The 26,783-nt window shown below is 72.7% G+C and carries 24 protein-coding genes; 9 read left to right on the forward strand and 15 right to left on the reverse strand.

From position 1 onward, the window contains the following. Positions 1-94: 94 nt before the first annotated feature. The 3 genes from ACFC1R_RS08145 to ACFC1R_RS08155 all read right to left on the reverse strand — a co-directional run bounded on the left by ACFC1R_RS08145 (position 95) and on the right by ACFC1R_RS08155 (position 3,356). A complete protein-coding gene (locus tag ACFC1R_RS08145; protein ID WP_375934894.1) occupies positions 95-1,123 on the reverse strand; it encodes a beta-ketoacyl-ACP synthase III in 1,029 nt (342 codons plus the stop codon). Further along, on the reverse strand, positions 1,123-2,067 hold the full coding sequence (locus tag ACFC1R_RS08150) for an ACP S-malonyltransferase (RefSeq protein ID WP_375934582.1): 945 nt from the start codon (positions 2,065-2,067) through the stop codon (positions 1,123-1,125). The genes ACFC1R_RS08145 and ACFC1R_RS08150 overlap by 1 nt, the downstream gene beginning before the upstream one ends. Before the next feature lie 92 nt (positions 2,068-2,159). Continuing rightward, positions 2,160-3,356, reverse strand: coding sequence for a PucR family transcriptional regulator (locus tag ACFC1R_RS08155; RefSeq protein ID WP_045304340.1), 1,197 nt, complete (start codon positions 3,354-3,356; stop codon positions 2,160-2,162). A gap of 285 nt (positions 3,357-3,641) precedes the next feature. Between ACFC1R_RS08155 and ACFC1R_RS08160 the strand changes: the two genes are divergently transcribed. Further along, entirely contained in the window at positions 3,642-4,418 is a 777-nt protein-coding gene (locus tag ACFC1R_RS08160) for a pirin family protein (protein WP_375934585.1), read from the forward strand. 281 nt (positions 4,419-4,699) lie between these two features. Next, positions 4,700-6,145 carry a serine hydrolase domain-containing protein gene (locus tag ACFC1R_RS08165; RefSeq protein ID WP_375934588.1) on the forward strand — a complete coding sequence of 482 codons (1,446 nt, stop codon included), beginning with the start codon at positions 4,700-4,702 and terminating at the stop codon, positions 6,143-6,145. Between the two features lie 91 nt (positions 6,146-6,236). On the opposite strand, the gene ACFC1R_RS08170 is transcribed toward ACFC1R_RS08165, so the two are convergent. Next, entirely contained in the window at positions 6,237-7,070 is an 834-nt protein-coding gene (locus ACFC1R_RS08170; RefSeq protein WP_375934591.1) for a serine hydrolase domain-containing protein, read from the reverse strand. A 105-nt stretch (positions 7,071-7,175) separates the two neighbouring features. Between ACFC1R_RS08170 and ACFC1R_RS08175 the strand changes: the two genes are divergently transcribed. Both ACFC1R_RS08175 and ACFC1R_RS08180 read left to right on the forward strand, forming a co-directional pair. Next, positions 7,176-7,703 carry a MerR family transcriptional regulator gene (locus ACFC1R_RS08175; RefSeq protein WP_375934594.1) on the forward strand — a complete coding sequence of 176 codons (528 nt, stop codon included), beginning with the start codon at positions 7,176-7,178 and terminating at the stop codon, positions 7,701-7,703. Next, positions 7,700-8,704, forward strand: coding sequence for an aldo/keto reductase (locus ACFC1R_RS08180; RefSeq protein WP_375934597.1), 1,005 nt, complete (start codon positions 7,700-7,702; stop codon positions 8,702-8,704). Before ACFC1R_RS08175 ends, ACFC1R_RS08180 begins: the two co-directional genes overlap by 4 nt. 84 nt (positions 8,705-8,788) lie before the next feature. On the opposite strand, the gene ACFC1R_RS08185 is transcribed toward ACFC1R_RS08180, so the two are convergent. After that, entirely contained in the window at positions 8,789-9,367 is a 579-nt protein-coding gene (locus tag ACFC1R_RS08185) for a TIGR03086 family metal-binding protein (protein WP_375934600.1), read from the reverse strand. 110 nt (positions 9,368-9,477) lie between these two features. Between ACFC1R_RS08185 and ACFC1R_RS08190 the strand changes: the two genes are divergently transcribed. Beyond that, a complete protein-coding gene (locus ACFC1R_RS08190; protein ID WP_375934603.1) occupies positions 9,478-10,494 on the forward strand; it encodes a helix-turn-helix transcriptional regulator in 1,017 nt (338 codons plus the stop codon). A gap of 26 nt (positions 10,495-10,520) precedes the next feature. Here ACFC1R_RS08190 and ACFC1R_RS08195 read toward each other — a convergent pair whose 3' ends face one another. The 7 genes from ACFC1R_RS08195 to ACFC1R_RS08225 all read right to left on the reverse strand — a co-directional run bounded on the left by ACFC1R_RS08195 (position 10,521) and on the right by ACFC1R_RS08225 (position 17,696). Further along, the gene (locus ACFC1R_RS08195; protein ID WP_375934606.1) at positions 10,521-11,753 is read right to left on the reverse strand and encodes an alpha/beta hydrolase; all 1,233 of its coding nucleotides are present in this window, start codon (positions 11,751-11,753) and stop codon (positions 10,521-10,523) included. 130 nt (positions 11,754-11,883) lie between these two features. Further along, on the reverse strand, positions 11,884-12,237 hold the full coding sequence (locus tag ACFC1R_RS08200; protein WP_375934609.1) for an MmcQ/YjbR family DNA-binding protein: 354 nt from the start codon (positions 12,235-12,237) through the stop codon (positions 11,884-11,886). 108 nt (positions 12,238-12,345) lie between these two features. After that, positions 12,346-13,560 (reverse strand): acyltransferase, encoded by a 1,215-nt coding sequence (locus tag ACFC1R_RS08205; RefSeq protein ID WP_375934611.1) that lies wholly within the window; start codon positions 13,558-13,560, stop codon positions 12,346-12,348. Next, positions 13,550-14,728, reverse strand: coding sequence for an alpha/beta hydrolase (locus ACFC1R_RS08210; RefSeq protein WP_375934614.1), 1,179 nt, complete (start codon positions 14,726-14,728; stop codon positions 13,550-13,552). The genes ACFC1R_RS08205 and ACFC1R_RS08210 overlap by 11 nt, the downstream gene beginning before the upstream one ends. Before the next feature lie 216 nt (positions 14,729-14,944). Further along, entirely contained in the window at positions 14,945-15,619 is a 675-nt protein-coding gene (locus ACFC1R_RS08215; RefSeq protein ID WP_375934616.1) for a response regulator, read from the reverse strand. Next, the gene (locus ACFC1R_RS08220) at positions 15,616-16,926 is read right to left on the reverse strand and encodes a sensor histidine kinase (RefSeq protein ID WP_375934619.1); all 1,311 of its coding nucleotides are present in this window, start codon (positions 16,924-16,926) and stop codon (positions 15,616-15,618) included. The genes ACFC1R_RS08215 and ACFC1R_RS08220 overlap by 4 nt, the downstream gene beginning before the upstream one ends. An 89-nt stretch (positions 16,927-17,015) precedes the next feature. Continuing rightward, positions 17,016-17,696: a TetR/AcrR family transcriptional regulator gene (locus tag ACFC1R_RS08225; protein ID WP_375934622.1), complete on the reverse strand. Its 681-nt coding sequence runs from the start codon at positions 17,694-17,696 to the stop codon at positions 17,016-17,018. A gap of 210 nt (positions 17,697-17,906) precedes the next feature. Between ACFC1R_RS08225 and ACFC1R_RS08230 the strand changes: the two genes are divergently transcribed. Next, a complete protein-coding gene (locus ACFC1R_RS08230; protein ID WP_375934625.1) occupies positions 17,907-19,517 on the forward strand; it encodes an MFS transporter in 1,611 nt (536 codons plus the stop codon). Between the two features lie 138 nt (positions 19,518-19,655). Here ACFC1R_RS08230 and ACFC1R_RS08235 read toward each other — a convergent pair whose 3' ends face one another. The 3 genes from ACFC1R_RS08235 to aceE all read right to left on the reverse strand — a co-directional run bounded on the left by ACFC1R_RS08235 (position 19,656) and on the right by aceE (position 24,191). Continuing rightward, positions 19,656-19,850, reverse strand: a complete 195-nt coding sequence (locus ACFC1R_RS08235) for a hypothetical protein (protein ID WP_375934628.1) — start codon at positions 19,848-19,850, stop codon at positions 19,656-19,658. 71 nt (positions 19,851-19,921) lie between these two features. Then, complete coding sequence (locus ACFC1R_RS08240; RefSeq protein WP_375934631.1) at positions 19,922-21,238, reverse strand: cryptochrome/photolyase family protein; 1,317 nt, start codon at positions 21,236-21,238, stop codon at positions 19,922-19,924. 202 nt (positions 21,239-21,440) lie between these two features. Then, positions 21,441-24,191 (reverse strand): pyruvate dehydrogenase (acetyl-transferring), homodimeric type, encoded by a 2,751-nt coding sequence (gene aceE / locus ACFC1R_RS08245; RefSeq protein ID WP_375934634.1) that lies wholly within the window; start codon positions 24,189-24,191, stop codon positions 21,441-21,443. Positions 24,192-24,721: 530 nt separating this feature from the next. Here aceE and ACFC1R_RS08250 point away from each other — a divergent pair. The 3 genes from ACFC1R_RS08250 (at position 24,722) to ACFC1R_RS08260 (ending at position 26,616) form a co-directional block, all read left to right on the forward strand. Next, positions 24,722-25,159: a DUF3052 domain-containing protein gene (locus ACFC1R_RS08250; protein ID WP_375934637.1), complete on the forward strand. Its 438-nt coding sequence runs from the start codon at positions 24,722-24,724 to the stop codon at positions 25,157-25,159. Positions 25,160-25,447: 288 nt separating this feature from the next. Beyond that, positions 25,448-25,906: a peroxiredoxin gene (locus tag ACFC1R_RS08255; protein WP_375934640.1), complete on the forward strand. Its 459-nt coding sequence runs from the start codon at positions 25,448-25,450 to the stop codon at positions 25,904-25,906. Between the two features lie 134 nt (positions 25,907-26,040). Further along, positions 26,041-26,616 carry a TerD family protein gene (locus tag ACFC1R_RS08260; protein ID WP_375934643.1) on the forward strand — a complete coding sequence of 192 codons (576 nt, stop codon included), beginning with the start codon at positions 26,041-26,043 and terminating at the stop codon, positions 26,614-26,616. The last annotated feature ends 167 nt before the right edge of the window (positions 26,617-26,783 follow it).

The following is a 26,783-nucleotide window of genomic DNA, read 5'->3' on the forward strand; positions in this document are numbered from 1 at the left end:
TGTGGCTGGCCCACTGTCCGGTGGACAGTCGGCAGGTTTTCCGTGCCGTGCCCACGGGTGCGGGTCACGGTGGTGCAACTGGCGGTGATGTTGCCTAGGGGAGAGTAACGACTGCCGCCGCGTAGACCAGACCCGCCCCGAAACCGATGATCAGCGCGAGGTCTCCGCTCTTCGCCTCACCGGCCTCCAGCATCCGCTCCATCGCGAGCGGAATGGAGGCCGCGGAGGTGTTGCCGGTCTCGACGATGTCGCGGGCCACCGGGACCGAATCAGGCAGCTTGAGCGCCTTGATCATGGCATCGGTGATCCGCATGTTGGCCTGGTGCGGGATGAACGCACCGAGCTGGTCGGCGGTGATCCCGGCGGCGTCCAGCGCCTGCTGGGCGACCTTGGCCATCTCCCACACGGCCCAGCGGAAGACCGTCTGGCCCTCCATCCGCAGCGCGGGCCACCTCGCCTCGTCACCGGCGCCGTTGACGGCGTCGTCCTTGGCGAAGGCGGTGTCCCACGCCTGGGTCTGCGAGATGACGTCCTTCTGCGAGCCGTCCGCGCCCCAGACGACCTTGCCGATCCCGGGGGTGTCGGACGGACCGACGACGGCCGCGCCCGCGCCGTCACCGAAGATGAAGGCGGTCGAGCGGTCCGAGGTGTCGGTCAGGTCGCTGAGCCGCTCCACGCCGATCACCAGCACGTACCCGGCGCTGCCGCCGCGCACCATGCCGTCCGCCAGGCTCAGACCGTAGCCGAAGCCGGCGCAGGCGGCCGAGATGTCGAAGGCCGGGGCGGTGCCGCAGCCGAGCCGCTCGGCGATCTCGGTGGCGACGGCCGGGGTCTGCTTGAGGTGCGAGACGGTGGCGACGATCACACCGCCGATCTGCTCGGGGGCGATCCCGGCCTGGGCGATCGCCTTGCCGGCCGCCTGCACCGACATCTCGGTGACGGTCTCCTCCGGGCCCGCCCAGCGGCGCTCGGCGATCCCGCTGCGGGTGCGGATCCACTCGTCGGAGGAGTCGATCCAGTTCAGCACCTCGGCGTTCGGGATCACCCGGACCGGACGGTAGCCGCCCACTCCGTGGATCCGCGAGTACGCGGCGCCGGTCGAGGGGCGGATCTGCGGGGTGATCATGCGTTGTGCTCCTGACCGCCGTGCTCCGCGACCAGCGCACGCGCCTTGTCGAGATCGGCGGGGGTCTTGAGGGCCAGCGTCGCCACACCCTTGATGTTGCGCTTGACCAGGTTGGTGAGGGTGCCGGCCGGAGCGAGCTCGATGACGGCGGTGGCGCCGAGCTGCTTCAGGGTCTCCATGCACAGGTCCCAGCGGACCGGGTTGGACACCTGGGAGACCAGACGGGCCAGGACCTCGGCACCGGTCTTGACGACCTCGCCGTCCTTGTTGGAGACGTACGAAACCGCGGGGTCGGACACCGTCAGGGTGGGCGCCAGCTTGCCGAGGCGCTCCACGCCCGGGGCCATGTGCTCGGTGTGGAAGGCACCGGCCACCTTGAGCGGGATCAGCCGGGCACCGGCCGGCGGGTCGGCCTTGAGCGCGGCCAGCTGCTCCAGCGTGCCGGCCGCGACGATCTGCCCGCCACCGTTGTTGTTGGCGGCCGTCAGACCGTGCTCGGCCAGCTTCGCGGCGACCGCCTCGGCGTCACCGCCGAGCAGCGCGGCCATCCCGGTCGCGGTCGCGGCGGCGGCCTCGGCCATGGCCAGGCTGCGCTCGCGGACGAAGGTCAGCGCGTCGTGCGCGCTCAGCACACCGGCACCGGCGGCAGCGGTGATCTCACCGACGCTGTGGCCTGCGACCGCGCCGACCAGCCTGCGGGCCTCGGTCTCGTCGGGGAACAGGGCACGGGCGGTGAGCAGGCCGGCCGCGACCAGCAGCGGCTGGGCGACGGCGGTGTCCTTGATCTCCTCCTCGCCCGCCTCGGTGCCGAAGCGGACCAGGTCGAGCCCGGCCACGGCGGACCAGCGCTGAAGCCGGTCGGCCACGCCGGGCAGCTCCAGCCAGGGGCTGAGGAAGCCGGGAGTCTGGGCACCCTGTCCAGGGGCAACGATTACGAGCACGGTTCAACCCTCTCTCGCCAGGCACCCGGGGGCGGGTAGGCGACGGTAACGAAGAAAAGCACGCGGGATTGTGGAGTCCCTACAGGGCGGGGTCAGCCCTGTTCGGCGACCGATCCGAGACGGCCCAACGCAAGGGCGATGCGCAGGGTGAACGCCGACCGTACGTCGGACGGAGCATAGCCGGTGACGTCGGTCACACGTCGCAGCCGGTAGCGCACGGTGTTCGGGTGGACGAAGAGCATCCTGGCGGCCCCCTCCAACGAGGAGGCCTGTTCGAGGTAGACACTCAGCGTCTCCAGCAGAGCCGAGCCCGCCTCGTCCAGCGGTGTGTAGATCTCCTCCACCAGCTGCCGCCGCGCGGCCCGGTCACCGGCCAGCGCCCGCTCGGGCAGCAGGTCGTCCGCCAGGACCGGACGCGGGGCGTCCGGCCAGGCCGCACAGGCCCGCAGGCCGGCCGCCGCGGCGTGCGCGGACCTGGTCGCCGAGAGCAGGTCGGGCACGGTCGGGCCGACCACCACCGGGCCCGGCGCGAACTGGCCGATCAGCGCCCGCGCGGCGTGCACCGGCTCCTTGTCGCCGCCGACCACCACGACCAGGCGCTTGCCCAGCACACCGGTCAGCACGTGCAGCTTGGCGTACCTGGCGGCCCGGCGGATCGCCTCCACCACCAGCTCGCTGTCCCCGTCCGGGGCGCTGCCCATCACCACCCGGACCTGGCTCGGCTGACCCCAGCCCAGCGCGGCCGCGCGGGAGAGGACTCCCTCGTCCGCGTCACCGGAGAGCAGCGAGTTGACGACCAGCGCCTCGAGGCGCGCGTCCCAGGCGCCGCGGGCCTCCGCGGCCTGCGCGTAGACCTGGGCGGTGGCGAAGGCGATCTCCCGGGCGTAGACCAGGACCGACTCGCGCATCCCGGCCTCGTCGCCGGGGGCGGCCACCTCCTCGATCGCCTCCTCCATCACCTCGATGGTGGTGCGGATCAGCTCCACGGTCTGCCGCAGGGTGATCGCCCTGGTCAGCTCGCGCGGGGCGGTGCCGAAGACGTCCGTGCTGATCGCCTGCGGGGCCTCCGGGTGGCGGTACCACTCGGTGAAGGCCGCGATGCCGGCCTGGGCGACCAGGCCGATCCAGGAGCGGTGCTCCGGCGGCATCCGCCGGTACCAGCCCAGCTGGTCGTCCATCCGCGCGATCGCGGCGCTGGCCAGCTTGCCCGAGGACTTCTCCAGCCGCTTGAGCGTCGCCGCACGCAACTCGGCCCGCTCGGCGGCGAGTTTGCGTTCCTGCGCCGTCAGCCGGCCGCTGCGGCCGCTCCGCGCACGCTCGGTGGTCCGGGCGGGCGCCTTGGCGGCGGCCTTCGCCGCAGCCTGCGCGGGCCCGGTGTCCTCGGGCTCTGGCCCGGGCGCGGCGGCGTTGCCGGTCGTGGCCTTCGCAGGCACGGCCTTCGTGGCCCCGGACTTCTTGTCGGAATTCGCTGAAGCGGCTGGCACAGGACAAGCCTGCCTCACGCCGGTAGGTGCTCGTGCACACCCCCACCGGTTACGACGGTGGCCCCGGTCACACCCGCTACGGTGTCAGGCGTGACTGACGCCGCCACCCGCCCCCGTGCCGACCTGCGCCGAGCACCCGAGCGCTACCGCTCCACGCCGGCCGAAGGCATCGAGACCCGGCACGCCTTCTCCTTCGCCGGACACTACGACCCGAAGAACACCCACTTCGGTGCCCTGCTCGCCTGCAACGAGGAGACCCTGGCCCCCGGCGCCGGCTTCGAGGAGCACCGTCACCGGGACACCGAGATCCTCACCTGGGTCGTCGAGGGCGCCCTCGCCCACCGGGACAGCGACGGCCACGCGGGCGTGGTCCGCCCCGGCATGGTCCAGCACCTCAGCGCGGGCTCCGGCGTCAGCCACACCGAGCGCAACGTCGGCGGGGCCGAGGTGCCGGTGCGCTTCGTCCAGATGTGGCTCCAGCCGGACACCTTCGACACCCCGCCGACGTACGGGCTGCGCCGCGTCGAGCCGTCCGCGGACGGGCTGACCCTGCTCGCCTCCGGACTGGAACGGGACGCCGACACCGCCGCGCTCAGGCTGCGCCGCAGCGACGCCGCGCTCCACCTGGTCACCGCCGGGCCGTGGCAGCCGCTGCCCGCGCTGCCGCAGGCGCCCTACCGGTACGTGCACCTGACCGTCGGTTCGCTCGGCTACCGGACCGTGCCGGGGCCGCAGGGCGGCGGGCGTTCGATGGAGGCCGGCGACAGCGTCCGGGCCACCGGCAACGCGTTCGCCGATCCGACGGCGGGGCCCGACGGGGTGGAGCTGCTGCTCTGGGAGATGCACTCGCCGCTGACCTACGGCTGAGCGGCTGCGCCGAGGGGCCGATGCCGGGGGCGCTGCGCCGAGGGGCCGGTGCCGGGGGGCCGACGCTGAGGGGCCGTTGTCGGGGCGGCGGAGGGCGTTCGGCCCCGGGGGGTGCACCGAACGGGTCAGCGGGAGGGCGATGGCGTCGCGGGCGGTCGGGCGGCGACTTACGTTGGCGATGGCCCGTACCGCCCCGACCGCGGGGCCGAGTCGCGGGCCGTCTCCCCCACTCCCGCCCAGAGAGGCGTTTCGACATGGCCGACCCCTCCCAGCAACGGTGCGTGCGCGGATCGCGACGCAGGATAGCCACGGCGGTCCTCGCCGTCGGTGCTCTCCTCGCGGGCGCGGGCTGCTCCGGGACCTCGGAACTGGAGGCCGCCGCCCCGGACTCCTCCGGCTTCAGCTCGGGACCGGCGTCGGGCTCCGGCAGCCCGGCGGTGCAGCTGTCCCCCGCGGTGGCCGCGCGGCTCGACGCGGCGATCAACCGGGTGCTCCAGAAGGCGAGCGTGCCAGGTGCGATCGTCGGGCTCTCGATCCCGGGCAACGGCACCTACACGAAGGCGTTCGGGGTCGCCGACCGCAGCACCAACACGGCCATGACGACCGATCTGAACATGCGGATCGGCAGCGTGACCAAGACCTTCACCGTCACCGCTCTGCTGCGCCTGGTGGACGCGGGCAAGGTCGGCCTGGACGATCCGATCGGCAAGTACGTCACCGGTGTGCCGAACGGGGACCGGATCACCCTGCGGCAGCTGGCCCAGATGCGCAGCGGCCTCTACCCGTACACATCGGACCAGGACTTCGTCAACCTGCTGACCTCTGCCCCGACCAGGGCGTTCACGCCGCAGCAGCTGCTCGCGTACAGCTTCAAGCACCCGGCGTCCTTCGACCCGGGGAGCCAGTACCAGTACTCCAACACCAACACCGTGCTGCTCGGCATGGTGGTGGAGAAGGCCAGTGGCCAGTCGATCCAGGACTACCTGCAGCAGCAGGTGATCGCCCCGGCCGGACTGCAGCACACGGTCTTCCCGACCGACGCGTCGTTCCCCGAGCCGCACGCGCGCGGCTACACCAACCAGACGCCGAACGGTTCGATCGTGGACGCGACCGACTGGAACCCGTCCTGGGCGTGGGCGGCCGGGGCCATGATCTCCAACCTCGCCGATCTGCAGACCTGGGCCCAGGTCCTGGCCACGGGCTCCCTGCTGAGCCCCGGCACCCAGGCGCAGCGGATGCAGGCGCTGCCGACCGGCTACCCCAACACGGGGTACGGCCTCGGGGTGTTCGTGGACAACGGATGGGTCGGGCACAACGGGTCGCTGCCCGGCTACCAGAGCCTGGTCCTCTACCTGCCGTCCGCCAAGGCCACGCTGGTGGTGCTGACCAACACCGATGTGGGGTACCAGGGTTCGGAGAACTCGACGCTCTTCGGTGAGGAGATCACCCGGATCGTGACGCCCGGAAACGTCTTCTCGCTGCCGGCGATGCCGTCGACGTCGGCGTCGCCCTCCTCGTCCGGATCCCCGTCGGCGTCGCCGTCCGCGTCGCCGTCCGGGTCGCCGTCGGGGTCGCCGTCCGGATCCCCTGCGGGGTCACCCTCCGGCGCCTCGCCCGGCTCGCCGTCGGCACCGGCCTCGGGGCCGTCGTCCGTCCCGCCCTCGGGGCCCTCGGTGTCTTCGGTGCCCGCGTCCGGCTCCGGGCTGCCGGGGGCCGGTGTGTCCTGACGGTGCCGAGGCGGACAGCGCCGAGGCGACGGGACGGATCCGGGCCGGTCGGGGCGGCCGGCCCGGATCCGGGTGCCCGGCGGGTGGCGGGTCAGCCGCGCAGCTCGGCGAGGACGGCGTCGTTGAACTGCGGCCAGACCTCGGCGGCCCACGGCCCGAAGTCCCGGTCCGTCAGGGCGACACAGGCGACGCCGACGGCCGGGTCGACCCACAGGAAGGTGCCCGACTGGCCGAAGTGGCCGAAAGTCTCGGGTGAGTTGGCGGTGCCGGTCCAGTGCGGCGACTTCTCGCCGCGGATCTCGAAGCCGAGCCCCCAGTCGTTCGGACGGCGGTGCCCGAAGCCCGGCAGGACACCGCTCAGACCCGGGTACGCGACCTCGCGGGTGGCCGCGCGCACGGTGGACGGGTCCAGCAGCGTGGGCGCCTGCAGCTCGGCGGCGAAGCGGGTCAGGTCGGCCAGGGTGGAGAGGCCGCCCGCGCCGGCCGGGGAGCGGTGGGCGGTGTTGATCAGGGTGGCCCGCATGCCCAGCGGCTCGAACACGGCCTCGGCGGCGTACTGCGCGAAGTTGATCCCGGCGGCCTTGGTCAGGGCGTCGGCCAGTACGTCGAACCCGGCGTTGGAGTAGAGCCGCCGGTTGCCGGGCTCGGCCATCGTCCGGTGCTCGTCGAAGGCCAGGCCCGAGGTGTGCGCGAGCAGGTGCCGGACGGTCGAACCCGCGGGGCCCGCCGGGTCGTCCAGTTCGAACACCCCCTCCTCGACCGCGACCAGCACCGCGTACGAGGTGAGCAGCTTGGTCACCGACGCCAGCGGGAACAGCCGCTCCCGGGGCCCGTGTTCACCCAGTACGGCGCCGTCCGCGCCACGTACCACGGCGGTTGCCGCGTTCGGCACCGGCCAGTCCTCGATCATCCGCAAGCTCTGCATGCGCCGACTCTAACCAGCCGGGCAGGAGTGCCGGGTGGGAGGCTTGCTTAGAGTGCGCTCCAACTCGGTAGCTTCATAGTCATCGCCGAACGACGGGGGGCCACCATGGCAATGATTTCACCGCTCGAAGCCGGTTCGCCCAGCTGCTCCGACGCCTACCGCACGACGGGTTCGCAGGCCGACCGCACCCCGCGGCACAGCATCAGCGAGGTCGCCTCGGCCAGCGGCCTGACCGCCCACACCCTGCGCTGGTACGAGCGGATCGGCCTGCTGGACCCGATCGACCGTTCGTACTCCGGCCAGCGCCGGTACAGCGACGCGGACCTGAGCCGGCTCGGCTTCCTCAACCGGCTGCGGCTGACCGGGATGCCGGTGGCCGACATGCTCCGCTACGTGGAGCTCGCCAGGGCCGGCGACGACACCGTCGAGGCCCGCCGCGACCTCCTGATCGAGCACCGCGAGGAGGTCCGGCAGAAGATCGCGGACCTGCACGCGACCCTCGCGGTCCTCGACTACAAGATCAACATCTATACGGGTCTCCGGCACGACCAGTGCGCTCCGCACGGCCACGGTGACCTGACCGACCTGAACGACCAGCACGATCAGAGCGACAGGAAGAAGCAGAGCGCATGACTCTCCCCACCGCTGTTCTCGGCAACAACGGCCCCGTCGTCGGCATCCAGGGCCTCGGCTGCATGGGCATGAGTGAGTTCTACGGCCCGACCGACACCACGGAGGCGCTGGCCACCCTGGACGCCGCCCTCGACCTCGGCGTCACCCTGTTCGACACCGCCGACATCTACGGCTCCGGCGCCAACGAGGAGCTGATCGGCGCCTTCATCCGCGCCAACCGCGACCAGGTCGTGCTCGCCACCAAGTTCGCCATCGAGCGCCGTGCCGACGACCCCGCCTACCGGGGCATCAGGAACGACCCCGCGTACATCCGCGCCGCCGTGGACGCCTCGCTGCGCCGCCTCGGGGTGGACGTCATCGACCTGTACTACATGCACCGCCGTGACCCGAACGTGCCGCTGGCCGAGTCGGTCGGTGCGATGGCCGAGCTGGTCGAGGCCGGGAAGGTGCGGCACCTCGGGCTGTCCGAGGTGACCGGCGCCGAGCTGCGCGAGGCGTACGCCGTGCACCCGATCGCCGCCGTCCAGTCGGAGTGGTCGATCTTCTCCCGGGACGTCGAGCACACCGCCGTGCCCGCCGCCGCCGAGCTCGGGGTCGGCTTCGTGCCGTACTCGCCGCTCGGGCGGGGCTTCCTGACCGGGTCGTTCAAGGCCGCCGAGCAGCTCTCCGAGGGCGACTACCGGCGCGCGCACCCGCAGTTCAGCGGGGACAACGCGACCCGGAACGCGGCGCTGGTCGAGCCGATCCAGAAGATCGCCGCCGAGCGGGGCGTCAGTGCGGCCCAGGTGGCACTCGCCTGGGTGCACCAGCGGGCCGAGGTGCACGGGCTCACCGTGGTGCCGATTCCCGGGACCCGCAAGCGCTCCCGGCTGGCCGAGAACACCGCGGCGGCGACCCTGCGGCTGAGCCCGGAGGAGCTCGTCGAGCTGGAGCCGATCGCCGGGCGGGTGACGGGTGACCGGTACGCCGACATGAGCTTCACCTCCGCCGGCCGGGAGTAGCCGCACCGGACGGGAGCGGGCGCACCGGCCCGGGTGCGGGGACGGGGCCCGGGGCCGGGCGCCCGTCCCCGGACCTCCGGGGTGTCAGACCCGGCGGCCCAGCCAGCCGGCGAGGCGGATGTAGGCGTCGGCGCCGGGCGGGACGGGCTGGACCGCGGCGAACGGCACTCTGCCGCCCCGCCGTTCACCGGGCGCGAAGCGGCGGGCAAGCGGGAGGCAGGCGTGCGCCAGCTGCTCGTCGAGGGGGATGCCGGGGGCGACGGCCTGCGCGATGTCCCAGGAGTGGGCGGTGGCCTCCACCACGTACCCGGCGAGGGCGGCCCGGCCGGAGAGTTCGTCCCACGGCACCACCGCGATCCGGTCGAGCGCGGCGGCGTCCGCCCACGCGGCGGTGAACCGGGCCCGCGCCAGCATGAAGGCGTCCGCCCACTCGGCGTCCCCGATCGCCTCGGCCCAGGACGGCACCTCCTCGGCCCGCCCGCCCTCGCCGACGTAGGCGATCCGGTGGACGCCGCCGACGGTGTGGCTGAGCAGTGCCCGCAGGTCGTACCGGCTGCACGGGGTCGGCACGGTGAGCAGCTCGGGCGTCACCACCGAGAACAGCCGCTCCAGCTGGTCCAGGGCGCGCTGGTAGAGCACTCGGGGGTCGTCGGGGGTGTCCATGGTGGGTGAGTCCGTTTCTCGGGCAGGTTATACGTATCGAGAACACTCTGCTGGAAAAACTTGACACCCGCTGTCAGGTTTTCGGCCTGTCCCGGTTAGGCTCGGGCCCCGTGAAAGCTGACCGGCTGCTCTCGATCCTGTTGCTGCTGCAGACCCGGAGGCGGATCCCGGCGGCCGAGCTGGCCGAGCGGATGGAGGTGTCCGTCCGCACCATCTACCGGGACGTGGAGGCGCTGTCGGCGGCCGGTGTGCCGGTGTGGACCGAGCGCGGGCGGTACGGCGGGGTCAACCTGCTCTGCGGGTACCGCACCGACGTCACCGGGCTCACCGCGGAGGAGGCCCGGGCGCTCTTCGTCCTGCTCGCGCCGGACGCGCACGACGCCCTCGGGCTGGGCAGCGCGCTCGGCTCGGCGCTGCGCAAGGTGATGGCTGCGCTGCCGCCGGTCCACCGCCCGGCCGCCGAGCGGACCTTCGAACGCATCCTGGTCGACCCCAAGCACTGGATGCGGGGCGAGCCGGTGGCCGTCGACCTGGCCGAGCTGCAGCGCGCGGTCTTCGCCGACCGTCGGCTGCGGCTGGGCTACTGGCACTGCGGCGCGGACGAGCCGACCGAGCACACCGTGGACCCGTACGGGCTGGTGAACAAGGCCGGGGTCTGGTACCTGGTCGCCGACCTCGACACCGAGCCGGGACTGTTCCGGGTCTGCCGGATCACGGCGGCGGTGACGCTGGAGGAGCCGGTGCGGCGGCGGGCCGACCTCGCCCTGGCGGAGGTCTGGGGCGCGCTGCGCGAGCAGATCGAGCACCCGCCGGACGAGATCAGGGTCACCGTCCGGGTGCACCGCAGGCGGCTGGGCCAGATCCAGCAGATCCACGGCACCCAGGTGACCCCCGCGCAGCCGGCCGGCGCGGTCCTGGTCGACCCGGACCGGATCGGCTGGCCGGTGACGGCCGTCGACCGGTGGACGGAGCTCGAACTGGGATTCGGCGCGCTCGTGGAGGTGCGCTCGCTGCTGGCCTTCGGCACCGATGTCGAGGTGGTCGCGCCGCCGCAGGCCCGGGCCGAACTCGCCCGGGCCGTCGAGGAGATCGCCGCCTGCTACGGCCGGGGCCCGGACCGGGTCTGATCCGGCCGGACCGCCGTGCCGCCGCGTCAGGCGGTGGTCGGCGGGTGGCTGACGCTCCCGTACCGGCCGAGCGCGATGTCGCCGAAGTTGTGCAGGCTGGAGGTGTTCGGCGCGAAGTAGCCGGTGTGGCCGGACGCGCCGGTGGAGGAGACCCGGATCGCCCCGAAGTCCTCGCCGGTCGGGTCGGCGCCGTGGCCGAGGCCGCCGACCTCCAGGTACGGGACGTTGCCGATCCAGTCGGTGGGGTTGCGGGCCGCCCAGACCCGGACGCCGTCGCCCAGCTCGGCGGCGCTCTGCACGCCCATCCCCGGGCTGCCGAAGACGACCAGGTCGGTGGCCTGGCCCGCGTGGATCCTCGGCGCTGCGACGCCGCAGACCACGGAACCGTACGAGTGGCAGAACAGCGCCGGCGGGGTGTCCGGGTGGCTGGTCGCGCGCAGCCCGTCGAGCAGGCGCTCCAGCCGGGGCGCGCCGACCTCGGCGAGCCGGGAGGTGACCGCGTCCGGGCCGAGGCCCAGGGGGGTGACGTAGCCCGTCCAGGCGATCACGGCGGTGCGGGTGGCCGGGGACTGCCGGTGCTCCTCGTCGAGCAGGGCGCGGGCCATGCCGGAGGGGGAGCGCAGCGGGTCGGTGGGCTGGTCGAAGTGCGCGAGGTCGGCGTCCGAGCCGGGGACCAGCACCGCGACCCGCTCGGCCGAGGCGAGGTCGCCGTAGACCTCGCTGACCAGGCCGCGGCCGCGCGGGTCGAAGGCCAGGATCTGGCGGCCGGGGGCCAGCAGCTCCTCGCTGTTGTCGGCGCGCAGCTTGGCGGCGGCGCGCTCGCCCGCGCTCTGCCGCTGGTCGTTGGCGCGGTTGCGCGCCTTGTCCATCTCGGCGGTGATGGCCAGCCGGTTGGCCTGGTATCGCAGCTTGAGCGGTGCGCCGTCGAGGTTGCCGACCACCAGCGGGTAACGGACCACGAGGCGGGTGGCCTGCTCGGGCGTGAGGGAGGCGAAGAAGGCCGAGACGGTGCGGGCGTCGGCGCCGGCCGGGTCGGGCAGGGCCCGGCCCAGCGAGTGGTCGGCCGCCCACTCGGCACTGCCGGCCGGCGGGGTGGAGATGGCCAGCTGCTCGTTGGCTGCGGCGGCCTGTGCGGCGGCGGCTCCGGCGTCCACCAGGACCGCGCAGCCCGCGAACGCCCCTATCAGGACGCGCTTGATGCGCCTGCGCCGCGCTGCCGTGTACTGGCTGAGCCTGCGTTTCGTCAGCCTTCGCTGCAAGCCGTCAACTCCCTCGGACCCGTGACCGTCACAGCGGGCCGGGCCCGATGGTGGTACGACCGCCAACTACTCGTCAGCCAGGTTAGGGGCTCCGAGCGGCGGCCGTGCAGGGTGCAAACTGTGCGATGGATCACATGGCGCCGCGCCGCGCCTCGAATTCCTTGACCAGACGCTTCGGAGCGGTGCTGCGCCAGGCCTCCGTCATGAGGTCGCGGAGCTCGTCCCGGTCCACTGTGGCAAGGCTCACCAGCACCCATCCGTGTCGGCCGACGTAGGGCGCCACCGCGTAGGTGGCGGGGTCGGCGGCCAGCAGCTCGACCTGGTCCTCCTTGCTGGCCTTGACGCAGACCGAGCCGCCGTCGGGGTCGCCCATGGCGAAGATCTTCTCGCCGACCCGCAGCGTCACCTGTGTCTCCCAGGTGAGCCGCTCGGTGGTGTGCGGCAGGGCCAGGCCCATGGTCAGGAACTGATCGAACGTCACCATGCCGTCAGCGTAGAGCGGGCCACCGACAACACCCGGGACCGGTCGCCCGGGGCCGGTGTCCGGAGCCGGTCCTCGGGCAGATCCTCGGCGCAGGTCCTCCGAGCCGGGTCACACCACCCCGAGGGCGTACACCGCGAAGAGTGCCGCCGCCGCGCCCGCCGCCGCCCTGACCGGCCCGCGCAGGCCCCAGGGGCCGTCGAAGCGCCGGGCGTACCGCCCGATCGCCGCCAGGACCAGCCCGAACAGCGGGAGCCAGGCCAGCCGGGCCAGCACCCAGCCCGCGGAGTCCGGCGCGGTGGTCAGCCCCGGTACGGCGCCGCCCAGCCGCGAGGCGGTCAGGGCCACCGAGTACATCGCCGTCTGGTGCCAGCAGAAGATGGTCATCGCGGACAGGTTGACCACCACCACCGGCAGCCACAGCAGCGGCCGGCGCAGCAGGCGCGCGATCCGCTCCCGCAGCAGCATCGCGGCACCGCACTGGAGCGCCGCCAGGGCGAGCACCAGCAGGGACGGCGGGTGCGAGTTGGTCCGGTCCTGGCCGGGTACGCCCACCATGCTCGCCGGGTAGTGGAAGACCAGCAGCAGGACCGCGAACAGCGTGGTGCCGCCCAGCAGCAGCGTCCGGGCCCCGGCCCGCCCGATCCGGCCCTGCGCCCAGGAGACGCCCAGCTGGTAGCCGAACATCCAGCCCGGCACCAGGTTCACCAGTGCCAGCCAGGACGGCATCGCCCCGGCCCACGGGCCGTACCGCAGCAGGTCCACCAGTGCGACGGTGCCCAGCAGCGGAGCCGCCGCCCAGCCGCCCAGCCGCCGCCCGGCGGCCACGCAGTACGGGGTGAGCGCGGTCAGCCCCAGGTACACGCCGATGTACCAGAGCGGCTGCACCACCAGGACCGTCCCGGTCCGTACCGTGCCCTGCGGCACCCCGAGCACCCCCAGCAGCGGGATCAGCACCGCCCACACGGCGGCCACCCCGAGCACCGGGCGCAGCAGCCGGACCGTGCGCCCGCGCAGCCACTCCAGGGTGCCCGCGCCGCGTGCCCCGGCCCGCTCCAGCGAGCGCACCGAGGAGTACCCGCCGACCAGGAAGAACACGCCGAGCAGCTGCAGGCCCCAGCTGAGCGGCGCGAAGAAGCCGAGCGAGGCGAGCGGGCTGGCGTTGTGCAGCACACCGCCTCCGAGGGTGAGGCCGCCGAGCAGCCAGTGGCCGACCGGGACGGCGAGCAGCGCGAGCGCGCGCAGCCCGTCCAGGGCGCGGTCGCGGTCGGCGGGGGTCCGGGCCGCGACCCGGGCGGCGGAAACGCGCAGACGGTCAACGGACATCGCGGCACTCCTGGCTCTGCTGGGTTCGGTTGCGGCTGCTCCGGTCGGTGCAGTCGACGGGGGAGCGCTCGCCGAGGGCGACGGCGGCATAGCCGGCCAGTGAGGCGGTGCCCGGGGCGAAGTAGCCGCTGTGGCCGTGCGAGCCGGCCGAGGGGATCACCCGGGCGCCGAAGCCCGGGGCGGTCGGGTCCGCGCCGTGGCCGAGACCGAGCACCGAGACGTGCGGGACGTCGCCGATCCAGTCGGTGGGGTTGCGCTCGGTGGCCCAGAGCGGCACCCGCAGGGCCCGCGCGTCGGGGATGTCCATCCCGGGCGAGCCCAGCACCACCATGTCGAAGACCTGCTCCGGGCTCGGGTCGGCCAGCCCGCAGACCGCGGAGCCGTAGCTGTGGCAGAACAGCGCGAGCGGCCCGGTGACCGGTGCGAGACCGGACAGGAAGCGGTTCAGCCGGGCCGCGCCCGACCGGGCCAGACCGGCGGTCGCCGCGTCGATGCCCACACCGACGGGCGTGGTGTAGCCGGCCCAGGCGACGACCGCCACCTGGTCCCCGGTGGCCTGCCGCAGCGACCGGGCCATGCCGGCCGGGGTGCCGTACGGGTCGGTGGTGCGGTCGAAGGTCATCAGGTCGACGTCCGAGCCGGGTACCACCACCGCGGTACGGGCCGCGGTGGTGAGGTCCCCGTACACCTCGGCGATCTGGCCGCGGCCGCGCGGGTCGAAGGCGAGGACCTGACGGCCCGCCAGCGACGCGTAGCGGGCGGCCCGCTCAGCTGCGGCGCGCTGCCGGTGGGGGCTCACCGCCGGGTCGGTGGCGCGGGCCAGCTCGTGCCTGCGCTCCTCGGCCAGCGCCAGCGCGTTGGCCCGGTAGCGCAGCTCGATCGGTGCGCCGTCGAGGTTGCCGACCACCAGCGGGTGGCGGGCTGCCAGGGCGTCGCGCTGCGCCGTGGTCAGGCCGGCGAAGAACCGGGCCACCTCGGCGGGCGGGGCCTCGGCGGGGTCCGGCAGACGCACCCCCAGGGCGTTGTCGGCCACCCAGGCCGCGCTGCCCTGCGGCGGCCCGGTCACCGGCGTCTGGCTGTCCGCCGCCGCTGCCCACCCGCCGGTTCCCGCCAGCACCGCGGCCACCGCCGCGGCTGCCGCCAGCCCCCGTCTGAACCGACCCGCCATCGCCAACTTCCTCTCCTCGGACCGAACGGAGAGGAAGGTAGGAAGACGACGCCCCGTCAGACGTCACCCTGCGGGGCCAACCACGGACTCATACCCTGGTGCCAGGAGTACCGGCCGCCGGCCGTGCGGCCGTGCCGGGGCCCGAGCTGCGGGTACCTGGGGTGAGGGTGCGTGAGCGGGCGGGGCGGTCCCCGGGCGGTGCGTGGGCGTGCGGGGTTACTGGCCCGGGGTGACCAGGCCGGACTCGTAGGCCAGCACGACGGCCTGGGCGCGGTCACGGAGGTCGAGCTTGGCGAGGATGCGGCCGATGTGGGTCTTGACGGTCTGCTCGGCGACGACGAGGCGGTCGGCGATCTGCTGGTTGGAGAGGCCGCGGGCGATCAGTTCGAGCACCTCGGTCTCGCGGGGGGTGAGCCCGTTGAGACGCAGCCCGGGGTCGCGGCGCGGTGCGGGCCGGGTGCGGGCGAAGTCCTCGATCAGGCGGCGGGTGACGGAGGGGGCCAGCAGCGCCTCGCCGGCGGCGACGACCCGGACGGCGGCGATCAGGTCGGCGGGCGGGGCGTCCTTGAGCAGGAAGCCGCTGGCCCCGGCGCGCAGCGCCTCGTACACGTAGTCGTCGACGTCGAAGGTGGTCAGCATCAGCACCTTCGGGCGGTGGACGACGCCGGGCGGGGGGTCGAGCAGGCGGCGGGCCGCCTCCAGGCCGTCCATCTCGGGCATCCGGACGTCCATCAGCACCACGTCGGGGTGGGTGCGCCCGCTGGCCTCCAGGGCCTGCCTGCCGTCGGCGGCGTCGCCGACCACGTCGATGTCGCTCTGCGCGTTGAGCAGTGCCGCGAATCCGGCCCGGACCATCGCCTGGTCGTCGACGATGAGTACGCGGATGGTCATGTGCCGGGCTCCTCGGGCTGGTTGACGGGCAGGACGGCCGCCACGCGGAAACCGCCGTCGGGCAGCGGTCCGGTGTCCAGCCTGCCACCCAGCAGCCGGACGCGTTCACGCATTCCCACCAGCCCGTGCCCGGTGCCCTCGGGCGACTCGATGCCCGCCTCGGCGGCGCCGTCGGGAGCGCCGGCGTTGACCACGGTGATCCGCAGGGTGTCGTCCTCGGCGGCGATCGAGACCCAGACCGCGGCGCCGGGCGCGTGGCGGACCACGTTGGCCAGTGCCTCCTGGACGATCCGGTACGTGGACAGGCCCACGGCCTGCGGGAGTTCGCCGAGCGCACCGACCGCCTCGGCGACGGTCAGCTCGGCCCGCACCCCGGCCCGGGCGACGGTGCCGACCAGCTCGGCGAGGCGGTCCAGGCCGGGCTGCGGGGTGCGGTCGGGGGCGCTCTCCTCACTGCGCAGGACGCCGAGCAGCCGCCGCATCTCGGCGAGCGAACTGCGGGCGGCGGCGGCGATGGTGCCGAACTCCTCGGCCGCCTCGGGCGGCAGCCCGGCGATCCGGTAGGGGGCGCTGTCCGCCTGCACGGTGATCACCGACATGTGGTGGGCCACCACGTCGTGCAGCTCGCGGGCGATCCTGGCGCGCTCCTCCAGCAGCGTGCGCCGCCCGCGCTCGGCCTCGCTGATCTGCTCCTGCTCGGCGAGCAGCCGCCGGGCCTCGCCGCGTCCGCGCAGGCTCCAGCCGAGCACCAGCACGGTCCCGCCGAGCACGATCGGCAGCGGGGCGCCGGCGTCCCCGGCCCGGGTGAACCCGGCCCCGGCGGCGGCCGTCGTCAGCGCGGTGACCAGCCAGACGGCCAGCAGGGTGCGCCCGCTCTCGCGCAGGGACAGCGCCAGCATCAGGAAGAGGTACCCGATCAGCGTGGTGACCGGCCAGGGCCAGGGGCCCACCCCCGCCGGGGTGCTCGCCGTCACCACCGCCCCGGCGACGGAGGCCGGGAACACCACCCACCAGACCGCCAGCGGCCGGGTGACCGCCGCGAGCAGCGGTGCGCTCTGGGCGACGGCGAGCGCTGCCGCGGTCGGGACCGCCAGCAGGTAGCCGTGGTGCAGCAGCACGGTCCCGGTCGGGATCAGCACTGCCAGCAGTGCGACCGCCACCAGGTACGGCAGGCTGCGCACCCAGCGGCGGCGGGCGGTGCCGAGCAGCGGTGCGTGGCCGCCGGTCGGGGTGACCAGGGCGTGTCCGAGCAGGGCCGGCAGTGCGGCCAGGGCGGACGGGACGGAGGAGAGCTGACGGATCTTCATCCCGGCCCAGGGTAGGGGCCGGGCCGGGGCGGGGCGTCGTACGGGAGTGCTGTCCCGCGGGTAGTACCCGGGTATGACCCCGGGCCCGCTCAGCGCCGCCAGGAACCGGCCAGCGCGGGCCCGAGCTGGTCGAAGTGGTGCTCGATCAGGGCGATCATGCCGTCCGGGCCGCCCTGGTGGGAGGCGGCGTCGGAGTTCCAGGAGAGGTGGGAGAGCCGGACGACCGCGCCGAAGACGGCGGCCAGCAGCCGGGGGCGCAGGTCGGTGACCGGGTCGAGGCCCTCGCGCTCGGCCAGGATGACGGCCACCTGGCGCTCCTGCTCGGCGGTGTGCCGCAGGTGGGCGGCGAGCAGCGTGGGCGTGCTCTCGATGAGTTCGAAGAGTTCCAGCGCGGCGGTGACGCTGCCGGGGCCGGCGTGTTCCACGCTGCCGAGGCTGCGCCACGCCTCGGTGATGGAGGCGCGCATGGCCTCCAGCGGGTTCTCCTCGGCGGGGCGGCGGCGCAGGCACTCGATGAAGAAGTCCTCGGCGTCGGCCATGACGGCCAGCGCGACCTCCTCCTTGTTCTCGAAGTAGCGGAAGAAGGTGCGCTGGGAGACGTCCACGGTGGCGGCGATCTCGTCGACGGTGGTGCGGCCGTAGCCGTGGACCAGGAACAGCCGGTGCGCCGCCTCGACCAGGGAGTCCCTGGTGCGCTGCTTCTTGCGTTCGCGCAGCCCGAGGACCCGGCAGCCGGGGTCGGTGGTCGCTTCGGTGAGCTGCGCGGCCATACGCGGACGCCTTTCGGGGGGAGGGAGTGGTCGGCATCACCACGATAGCGTTCTGACATATGGCACCAAACAGCACAAGTCATTGTTTGCCGAATGTCAGCCACTGACATAATGTCGTACGTCAGTGGCGCCCGTCGGGCCGGACGACTCGTGGGGACGGGTGGGCCGGGGCGCCACTTGCCATGTCTCTCGGGCTCCGGAGGGCCAGCTATGAGTCAGTCCGTCGTCAACACGGAGAAAGCGGACCTGCCGCCGCAGCGCGGTGGTCTGCCGGGGGAGCGGCGGGGACTGCAGGGCCACCCGTGGCTGACGCTGCTCACGGTCGCGGTCGGCGTGATGATGGTCGCGCTGGACGGCACCGTCGTCGCCATCGCCAACCCGGTCATCCAGACCGACCTGGGTGCCTCGCCCGCCGACATCCAGTGGGTCACCAGCGGCTATCTGCTGGCGCTCGCGGTCTTCCTGATCACCGCGGGGAAGATCGGCGACCGGTTCGGCCACAAGGCGACCTTCCTGGTCGGCGCGACCGGCTTCGCCGCCACCTCGGCCGCGATCGGCTTCGCCACCAACATCCAGACGGTGATCGCCTTCCGCGTCCTGCAGGGCCTGTTCGGCGCGCTGCTGCAGCCCGCCGCGCTCGGCCTGCTGCGCGGCGCCTTCCCGGCGGAGAAGCTGAACATGGCGATCGGCATCTGGGCCGGCGTGATCGGTGCCTCCACCGCGGCCGGCCCGATCGTCGGCGGCCTGCTGGTGGAGCACGTCAGCTGGCAGTCGGTCTTCTTCATCAACGTCCCGGTCGGCCTGGCGGCCCTGCTGCTCGGCCTGTGGATCCTGCGTGACGTACGGGCCGAGAACGCCGTGAAGTCCTTCGACGTCCCCGGCATCGTGCTGCTGTCGCTGGCGATGTTCGCGCTGGTCTGGGGCATCATCAAGGCCCCGACCTGGGGTTGGGGCGACTCGGCCACGCTGCTCTTCCTCGGCGGCGCGATCCTCGCGATGGTGCTCTTCGCGCTCTGGCAGACCCGCGCCAAGGAGCCGCTGATCCCGCTCGGCCTGTTCCGCTCGGTGCCGCTCTCGGCCGGCACGCTGCTGATGATCCTGATGGCCTTCGCCTTCTTCGGCGCGATCTTCTTCGTCACCTTCTACCTGCAGAACGTGCACGGGATGACCCCGGTCCAGGCCGGTGTCCACCTGCTGCCGATGACCGGAATGATGATCGTCGGTGCCCCGGCAGCCGGTGCCGCGATCGGCAAGATCGGCCCGCGCATCCCGATCGTCACCGGCATGCTGCTCACCACCGTCGCCATGTACGGGATGTCCACCCTGGACACCGGCTCGGGCACGGGTGTCATGTCGCTCTGGTTCGTGCTGATGGGCCTGGGCATCAGCCCGGTCATGGTCGGCGCCACCGAGGTGATCGTCGGCAACGCCCCGATGGAGCTGTCCGGTGTGGCCGGCGGCCTGCAGCAGTCCGCGATGCAGGTCGGCGGCAGCCTGGGCACCGCCGTGCTCGGCGCGGTGATGGCCTCCAAGGTCTCCAGCGCGCTGCCCGGCAACTGGTCCAGGGCCGGGCTGCCGCCGGTCGAGGGCGCGCAGGGCGAGCAGCTCAAGCAGGCCGCCCAGCTGGGCATCGCCCCGCCGGCCCCGCAGGGCACCCCCGAGCAGGCGGTGCACGCGATGGCGGACGCGGTGCACAGCTCCTTCGTCAGCGGCATGTCGATGGCCTTCGCGGTCGCCGCGGTGGTCGCCTTCGCCGCGGCGCTGCTCGGCCTGCTGACCAAGCGGGGCGCCAACGACGCCGGGCCCGCCGTGCACGTCTAGCCGCCCGTCCGGCTCGGCGGCCGGACACCCGTACGGCTCACCCGGGGGCGCGGGGAACCGCGCGACGATCCGCCGACGAGGCGGACCGGCCGCGTGCACGGTTCCCCGCGCCCCCGGGCCGGTCTGCGTCCCCGGGCCTCAGGGCCCGCAGGCGGGGGCCTGGTCGTCGGTGGCGCGTCTGGCGCCTCTGACGGCGGCGCCCTGGACGTATCTGACGCGCTCCTCGCGCTCCAGGTCCGGGAACCAGTACCGCAGTTGTAGCTGTGCCTCGACGGGGGAGAGGTGAAGCTCGGTGAGCAGGAACTCGGCCTTGGCGATGATCTCCTCGTGCACGGCAGCCTCCTTCGGGATGAGCCCGGAACGATTCTGCCGCCGCCGCGGTGATCCGGCGCCCGTTGTTCGGCCTACCGGGAACCGCGGGCCCGCTGGAAGCGCCCGACGCCGAGGTCCACGATCGGCTCCGGGTAGTTCCGCGGCCGCCGGTCGAGCAGCCACGGCCGGTGCACGGCGGCGCCCGGGATCCCGGCCAGTTCGGGCACCCAGCGCCGTACGTACGCGCCGTCCGGGTCGAAGCGCTTCGCCTGGACCAGCGGGTTGAGGACCCGGTTGGGGCGGGTGTCGGTTCCGGTCCCCGCCACCCACTGCCAGTTGAGCTGGTTGTTGGCGACGTCCCCGTCGACCAGCAGCGCGAGGAAGTGGGCCGCGCCGAGCCGCCAGTCCTGGTAGAGCGTCTTGGCCAGGAAGCTCGCGGTCAGCAGCCGGGCCCGGTTGTGCATCCAGCCCTCGTGGGCCAGCTGGCGCATGCCGGCGTCGACGATCGGGTACCCGGTGCGGCCCTCCTGCCAGGCGGCGAGTTCGGCCGGGTCCCGGTGCCAGTGGTCGCCCCTGGGACGGTAGTCGGCGTGCGCGGCGTCCGGGCGGGCCGCCAGCACCTGGTGGTGGAAGTCCCGCCAGACCAGTTGCCGGACGAAGGCCTCGGCGCCCTCACCGCCGCGCCGGGCGGCCGAGTGGGACAGCTCGGTGGCGGAGAGGCAGCCGAAGTGCAGGTACGGCGAGAGCCGGGACGTCCCGTCGGCGGCCAGGTCGTCGTGCAGCTCCTCGTACCGCTCCACCGCCCAGTGCTGCCAGAGCTTGCGGCCGACGCCCTCGCCGCCCCTGGCCAGCCCCGGCGAGCTCGGCTCGACCACCGCCGGGCCGACGCCCTCGATGCCCTCGGGCACCCGTACGGCCCCCGGAGCGGGCAGCGGACGGCGGCGCTCGGCCTGGCGCCAGGCGCGCAGGTAGGGGGTGAAGACCGCGTAGTGGTCCTTCCCGGCCGGTGTCACGGCGCCCGGGGCGAGGGCGGTCAGGACCGCGTCGTGCACCCGCAGGCGGTCGCCGAGGGCGGCGCGCAGCCGGGCCTCCCGGCGCTGGGCGTAGCCGCTCACCCCGGCCGCCAGGTGCACGGCGACGGCGTCCGTGCGCCGGGCCAGGCCGACCGTCTGCGTCACCGCGTCACCGTGCCGCACCACCAGCCGGCCACCGCGCGCCCGCAGGCCCGAGTCCAGGTCGGCCAGGCAGTCGGCGAGGAAGGCGGCCCGGTTGGGGGCCGCGAAGTGGGCCGGGCCGTCCTCCAGGACGAACAGCGGCACCACCTCCTCGGCCTCGGCCAGGGCGGCGTGCAGGGCGGGATTGTCGTGCAGTCGGAGGTCCTGGGTGAACAGGACGAGAGCTACGGTCACCCGTTATGGCTACTACCGCGGCGGCCGCCGGGCCCGTCGACACACCGGGAGCGGGCCCACCGGGAGCGGGCCCACCGGGAGCGGGCCCACCGGGCACGCCGCCCACTCCTGAAGGCATCCGTGAAGGGCACGGTGGAACGCCCGAGGGCCGGACCTCCTGGATCAGGGAGTCCGGCCCTCGGGTGCTACGTCGGCAGACGGATCAGGCTTCGCCGCCGGCCGCGCCCGGGTCGGCAGCAGCCACGTCGAGCAGCTGGTAGCGGTCGATCGCGTCCTTCAGCGCATGACGCTCGATCTTGCCCTGCTTGGCGAGCTCGGTGAGCACGCTCAGCACGACCGACTGCGCGTCGATGTGGAAGAAGCGGCGGGCCGCACCACGGGTGTCGGCGAAGCCGAAGCCGTCGGCGCCCAGCGACTGCCACTGGCCCGGCACCCAGCGCGAGATCTGGTCCGGCACCGCGCGCATCCAGTCGGACACGGCGACGAACGGGCCCTCGGCGCCCTGGAGCTTGGCGGTCACGTACGGGACGCGCTGCGGCTCCTCCGGGTGCAGCAGGTTGAACTCCTCGGCCTCGACCGCGTCGCGACGCAGCTCGTTCCAGGAGGTCGCCGACCAGACGTCGGCCCTGACGTTCCACTCCTCGGCGAGGATGCGCTGGGCCTCCAGGGCCCACGGCACCGCCACGCCCGAGGCGAGGATCTGCGCCGGGATCTGGCCGGCCTCGCCGACCTGGTACCGGTACAGACCCTTGAGGATGCCGTCGACGTCGACGTTCTCCGGCTCGGCCGGCATCTGGATCGGCTCGTTGTACACGGTCATGTAGTAGAAGACGTCCTCGCCGTGCGGGTGCTCGGCGGTGGACCCGTACATCCGGCGCAGACCGTCCTGCATGATGTGCGCGATCTCGAAGCCGAACGCCGGGTCGTACGCGACGACACCCGGGTTGGTCGAGGCGAGCAGCTGCGAGTGGCCGTCCGCGTGCTGGAGGCCCTCACCGGTCAGCGTGGTGCGACCGGCGGTGGCGCCGATCACGAAGCCGCGGGCCAGCTGGTCGGCCATCTGCCAGAACTGGTCGCCGGTGCGCTGGAACCCGAACATCGAGTAGAAGACGTAGACCGGGATCAGCGGCTCGCCGTGCGTGGCGTAGGACGAACCGGCGGCGATCAGCGAGGCGGTGCAGCCCGCCTCGGAGATGCCGTCGTGCAGCATCTGGCCGGTCGGGGACTCCTTGTACGCCAGCAGCAGCTCGCGGTCGACCGACTCGTAGGTCTGGCCGAGCGGGTTGTAGATCTTGGCGGACGGGAAGAGCGAGTCCATGCCGAAGGTGCGGTACTCGTCCGGGGCGATCGGCACGAAGCGGTTGCCGATGCCCTTGTCACGCATCAGGTCCTTGAGCACCCGGACGAACGCCATGGTGGTGGCGATGGTCTGGTTGCCGGAGCCCTTCTTGACGCCCTTGTAGGCGTCGTCGCCCGGGAGCACCAGCTGGCGCGGCCGCACCTTGCGGGTCGGCACGTAACCGCCGAGCTCGCTCCGGCGGTCGTGCATGTACTGGATCTCTTCGGAGTTGCGGCCCGGGTGGTAGTAGGGCGGGTAGCCCTCGTCGAGCTGCTTGTCCGTGATCGGCAGGTGCAGGCGGTCGCGGAAGCGCTTCAGGTCCTCGACCGTCAGCTTCTTCATCTGGTGAGTGGCGTTGCGGCCCTCGAAGTTGGGGCCCAGCGTCCAGCCCTTGACGGTCTGCGCCAGGATGACGGTCGGCTGGCCCTGGTGCTCGCGGGCGGCCTTGAACGCCGCGTAGATCTTCTTGTGGTCGTGGCCACCGCGACCCAGGTGCTGGATCTGCTGGTCGCTCATCGACTCGACCATCTGCCGCAGCCGCAGGTCGCCGCCGAAGAAGTGCTCGCGGATGTACGAACCGGTCTCGGTGGCGTAGGTCTGGAACTGGCCGTCCACCGTGGTGTTCAGCTTGTTGACCAGGACGCCGTCGCGGTCCTGCGCGAGCAGCGGGTCCCAGCTGCGGTCCCAGATCAGCTTGATGACGTTCCAGCCGGCACCGCGGAACTGCGACTCCAGCTCCTGGATGATCTTGCCGTTGCCGCGGACCGGGCCGTCGAGGCGCTGCAGGTTGCAGTTGACCACGAAGGTCAGGTTGTCCAGGCCCTCGCGGGCGGCCAGCGAGAGCTGGCCGAGCGACTCGGGCTCGTCCATCTCGCCGTCGCCGAGGAAGGCGTAGACGTGCGAGTCGGAGGTGTCCTTGATACCGCGGTGCTCCAGGTACCGGTTCATCCGGGCCTGGTAGATCGCACCGAGCGGGCCGAGGCCCATCGAGACGGTCGGGAACTCCCAGAAGTCCGGCATCAGCCGCGGGTGCGGGTAGCTGGACAGGCCGTACGGCGCCTTCGACTTCTCCTGGCGGAACGCGTCGAGCTGCTGCTCGCTCAGTCGGTCGAGGAGGAAGGCACGGGCGTAGATACCGGGGGAGGCGTGACCCTGGAAGAAGATCTGGTCGCCGGACGCGCCCTCGGCGTCCTTGCCCCGGAAGAAGTAGTTGAAGCCCACGTCGTAGAGGGACGCGGAGGAGGCGAAGGTGGCGATGTGCCCACCGACGCCGATGCCGGGACGCTGCGCCCGGGAGACCATCACGGCCGCGTTCCAGCGGGTCGCGTTGAGGACCTTGCGCTCGATCTCCTCGTTGCCGGGGAAGAAGGGCTCGTCCTTGGTCGCGATGGTGTTCACGTAGTCCGTGCTGCGCATCTCGGGCACGGCGACACGCTTCTCGCGGGCGCGCTCGATCAGGCGGAGCATCAGGTAGCGGGCGCGCTCACGCCCCCGCTCGTCGATGGCCGCGTCAAGCGACTCGAGCCATTCCGCGGTCTCCTCGGGATCGAAGTCCGGGACCTGACTCGGAAGGCCGCCAATGATGATCGGGTTGCGATCGGATCCGGAAGCCACGCTGTTCCTTCACTGTCGGACGTAACTGAGGTGTGTCGCGCCGCCTCCATCGTGTACCGCAACTCGGAGATCCGTCATCTCTACCGATCGGTAACCATTCCGTTCCAGGGGTTGATTTCCCTAGGGCGGTCAGGTCGGATGGTGTGTGACGTGGACATCGCTGTCCGCGTCGCTCACCACCGGTTGTTACGAAGAGGTGGTCCGACCTTGATGCCCGACCGTCCGATGGCGGGCGGTCGGGGTGAGGGCCAACAGGAGACTCTACGCCCGCCGGAGTGGTTACCCCGAAATGCGTTCGCATCTCGGTCACTTTCCGGGCCGGCGCGGCCGCCCGACCCGCAGCATCCCTGGGGCGTGCAGAAAAGGGCAAATCGGTGTGATTACCGACACATTCCACGGCGTGTCCCGCCCCGACACGTCAACCTTTGGGTGGGATCGGGGGTCGGGTACTTGCGCGAACCGCCGCGCACGTGTGGACTACGGCCACAGCCTCGGCATGAATGCCGAGCCGAATACTGGAGGTTATTCCCGTGAGCGCGACCGCGGACCCCGCGGACAAGTCCAACCCGGCGCACCGTCTCGGCTTCGAAGAGGGCCAGATCGTCCAGGAGCTCGGGTACGACGAAGACTGTGACCAGGAACTCCGCGAGGGCATCGAGGAGATCACCGGCACCGAGCTCGTCGACGAGGACTACGACGACGTCGCCGACGGCGTTGTGCTGTGGCACCGCGAGGAGGACGGGGATCTCACCGACGCCCTCGTCGATGCACTGGAGTACCTGGCGGAGGGCGGCCTGGTCTGGCTGCTGACCCCGAAGACGGGCCGGGACGGCCACGTCGAGGCGCACGAGATCGCCGATGCCGCCCGGACCGCCGGCCTCTCCCAGACCAGCTCCGCGGCCGTGGCCAAGGACTGGATGGGCACCCGCCTGGCCTCGCCGAAGGCCGCCAAGAGCGGCAAGCGCTGATCGCGGCCCTCGGCGACGGACGCCCGGCCCGGCCGTGAGCAGCGGCCCCTGACCACGGCGCCGGGCCCCGGCACGTCCCGGACCCCGCTGGAGCTTCCTCCAGTGGGGTCCGGCCGTTTCCGGCCCCGGTCTGTGGCTGTCGCCCGGCCCCTGTTCACCCAGGGCGAAACCCGGCCCGGGTGGTGGGACGGCGCTCACCCGAACGGCGGAACCGGCCCCGGCGGATGCGAGGATGCCGGTAGTCGCGCGGCCGTCTGGGCCGTGGCATCCGGTTAGGAAGGTCTCCGCATGGCCATCGAGGTCGGCACCAAGGCTCCGGACTTCGAGCTGAAGAACCAGCACGGCGAGCTGGTCAAGCTCTCCGACTTCCAGGGCGAGAAGAACGTCGTCCTGGTCTTCTACCCGTTCGCCTTCACCGGTGTCTGCACCGGCGAGGTGTGCGAGATCCAGAAGGAGCTGCCGCGCCTGCAGAACGACGCGGTGCAGGTCCTCGCGGTCTCCAGCGACTCGCCGTTCACCCTCCGCGTCTTCGCCGAGCAGGAGGGCCTGGAGTACCCGCTGCTCTCGGACTTCTGGCCGCACGGCGACGTCTCCAGGGAGTACGGCGTCTTCGACGAGGAGAAGGGCTGCGCGGTGCGCGGCACCTTCGTGATCGACAGGACCGGCGTGGTGCGCTGGTCGGTCGTCAACGGCCTCCCGGACGCCCGGGACACCAAGGAGTACCTGGCCGCGATCGACGCTCTCTGATCGCCCGGCCCTCCGGGGCCGGACCCCTCCGGCCCGGTGCGTCCTGGACGCGCCGGGCCGGATTGCCGTACGGGACGGGAACCCGGGCCTACGATCGGGCCGTTGTCGGAGAAAGCACGATTCTTGGAGGACCAGTGGGTGTCAGCCTGAGCAAGGGCGGCAATGTCTCGCTCACCAAGGAGGCCCCGGGCCTCACCGCCGTGGTGGTCGGCCTCGGCTGGGACGTCCGTACCACCACCGGGACCGACTTCGACCTGGATGCCAGCGCGCTGCTCTGCAACGAGGCCGGCAAGGTCGCCTCGGACAGCAACTTCGTCTTCTTCAACAACCTGAAGAGCCCGGACGGTTCGGTCGAGCACACCGGCGACAACCTGACCGGTGAGGGCGAGGGCGACGACGAAACCGTCAAGGTGAACCTGGCCGCGGTGCCGGCCGACGTGTCGAAGATCGTCTTCCCGGTCTCGATCTACGATGCGGAGAACCGCCAGCAGAGCTTCGGCCAGGTCCGCAACGCCTACATCCGCGTGGTGAACCAGGCCGGTGGCGCCGAGATCGCCCGGTACGACCTCTCGGAGGACGCCTCCACCGAGACCGCCATGGTCTTCGGCGAGCTGTACCGCAACGGCGCGGAGTGGAAGTTCCGCGCGATCGGCCAGGGCTACGCCTCGGGCCTGCGCGGCATCGCCCAGGACTTCGGGGTCAACGTCTGACCCGAGGTCGGGTGGGAGCCCGGCGGGTGGCCGGGTGAATAATCTTGTGGCCGGGGTCGGCGGGAGTTCGCTCCCACCGACCCCGGCCTCTGCTGTTCCCCGGCTCGCGGCGCCCCTGCGGGCGCCGGGCGCCGGAGTTCAGCAAGTTCAGCGGGTCGACAGCACCC

This window comes from Kitasatospora sp. NPDC056138, assembly GCF_042264695.1.
Classification (GTDB): domain Bacteria; phylum Actinomycetota; class Actinomycetes; order Streptomycetales; family Streptomycetaceae; genus Kitasatospora.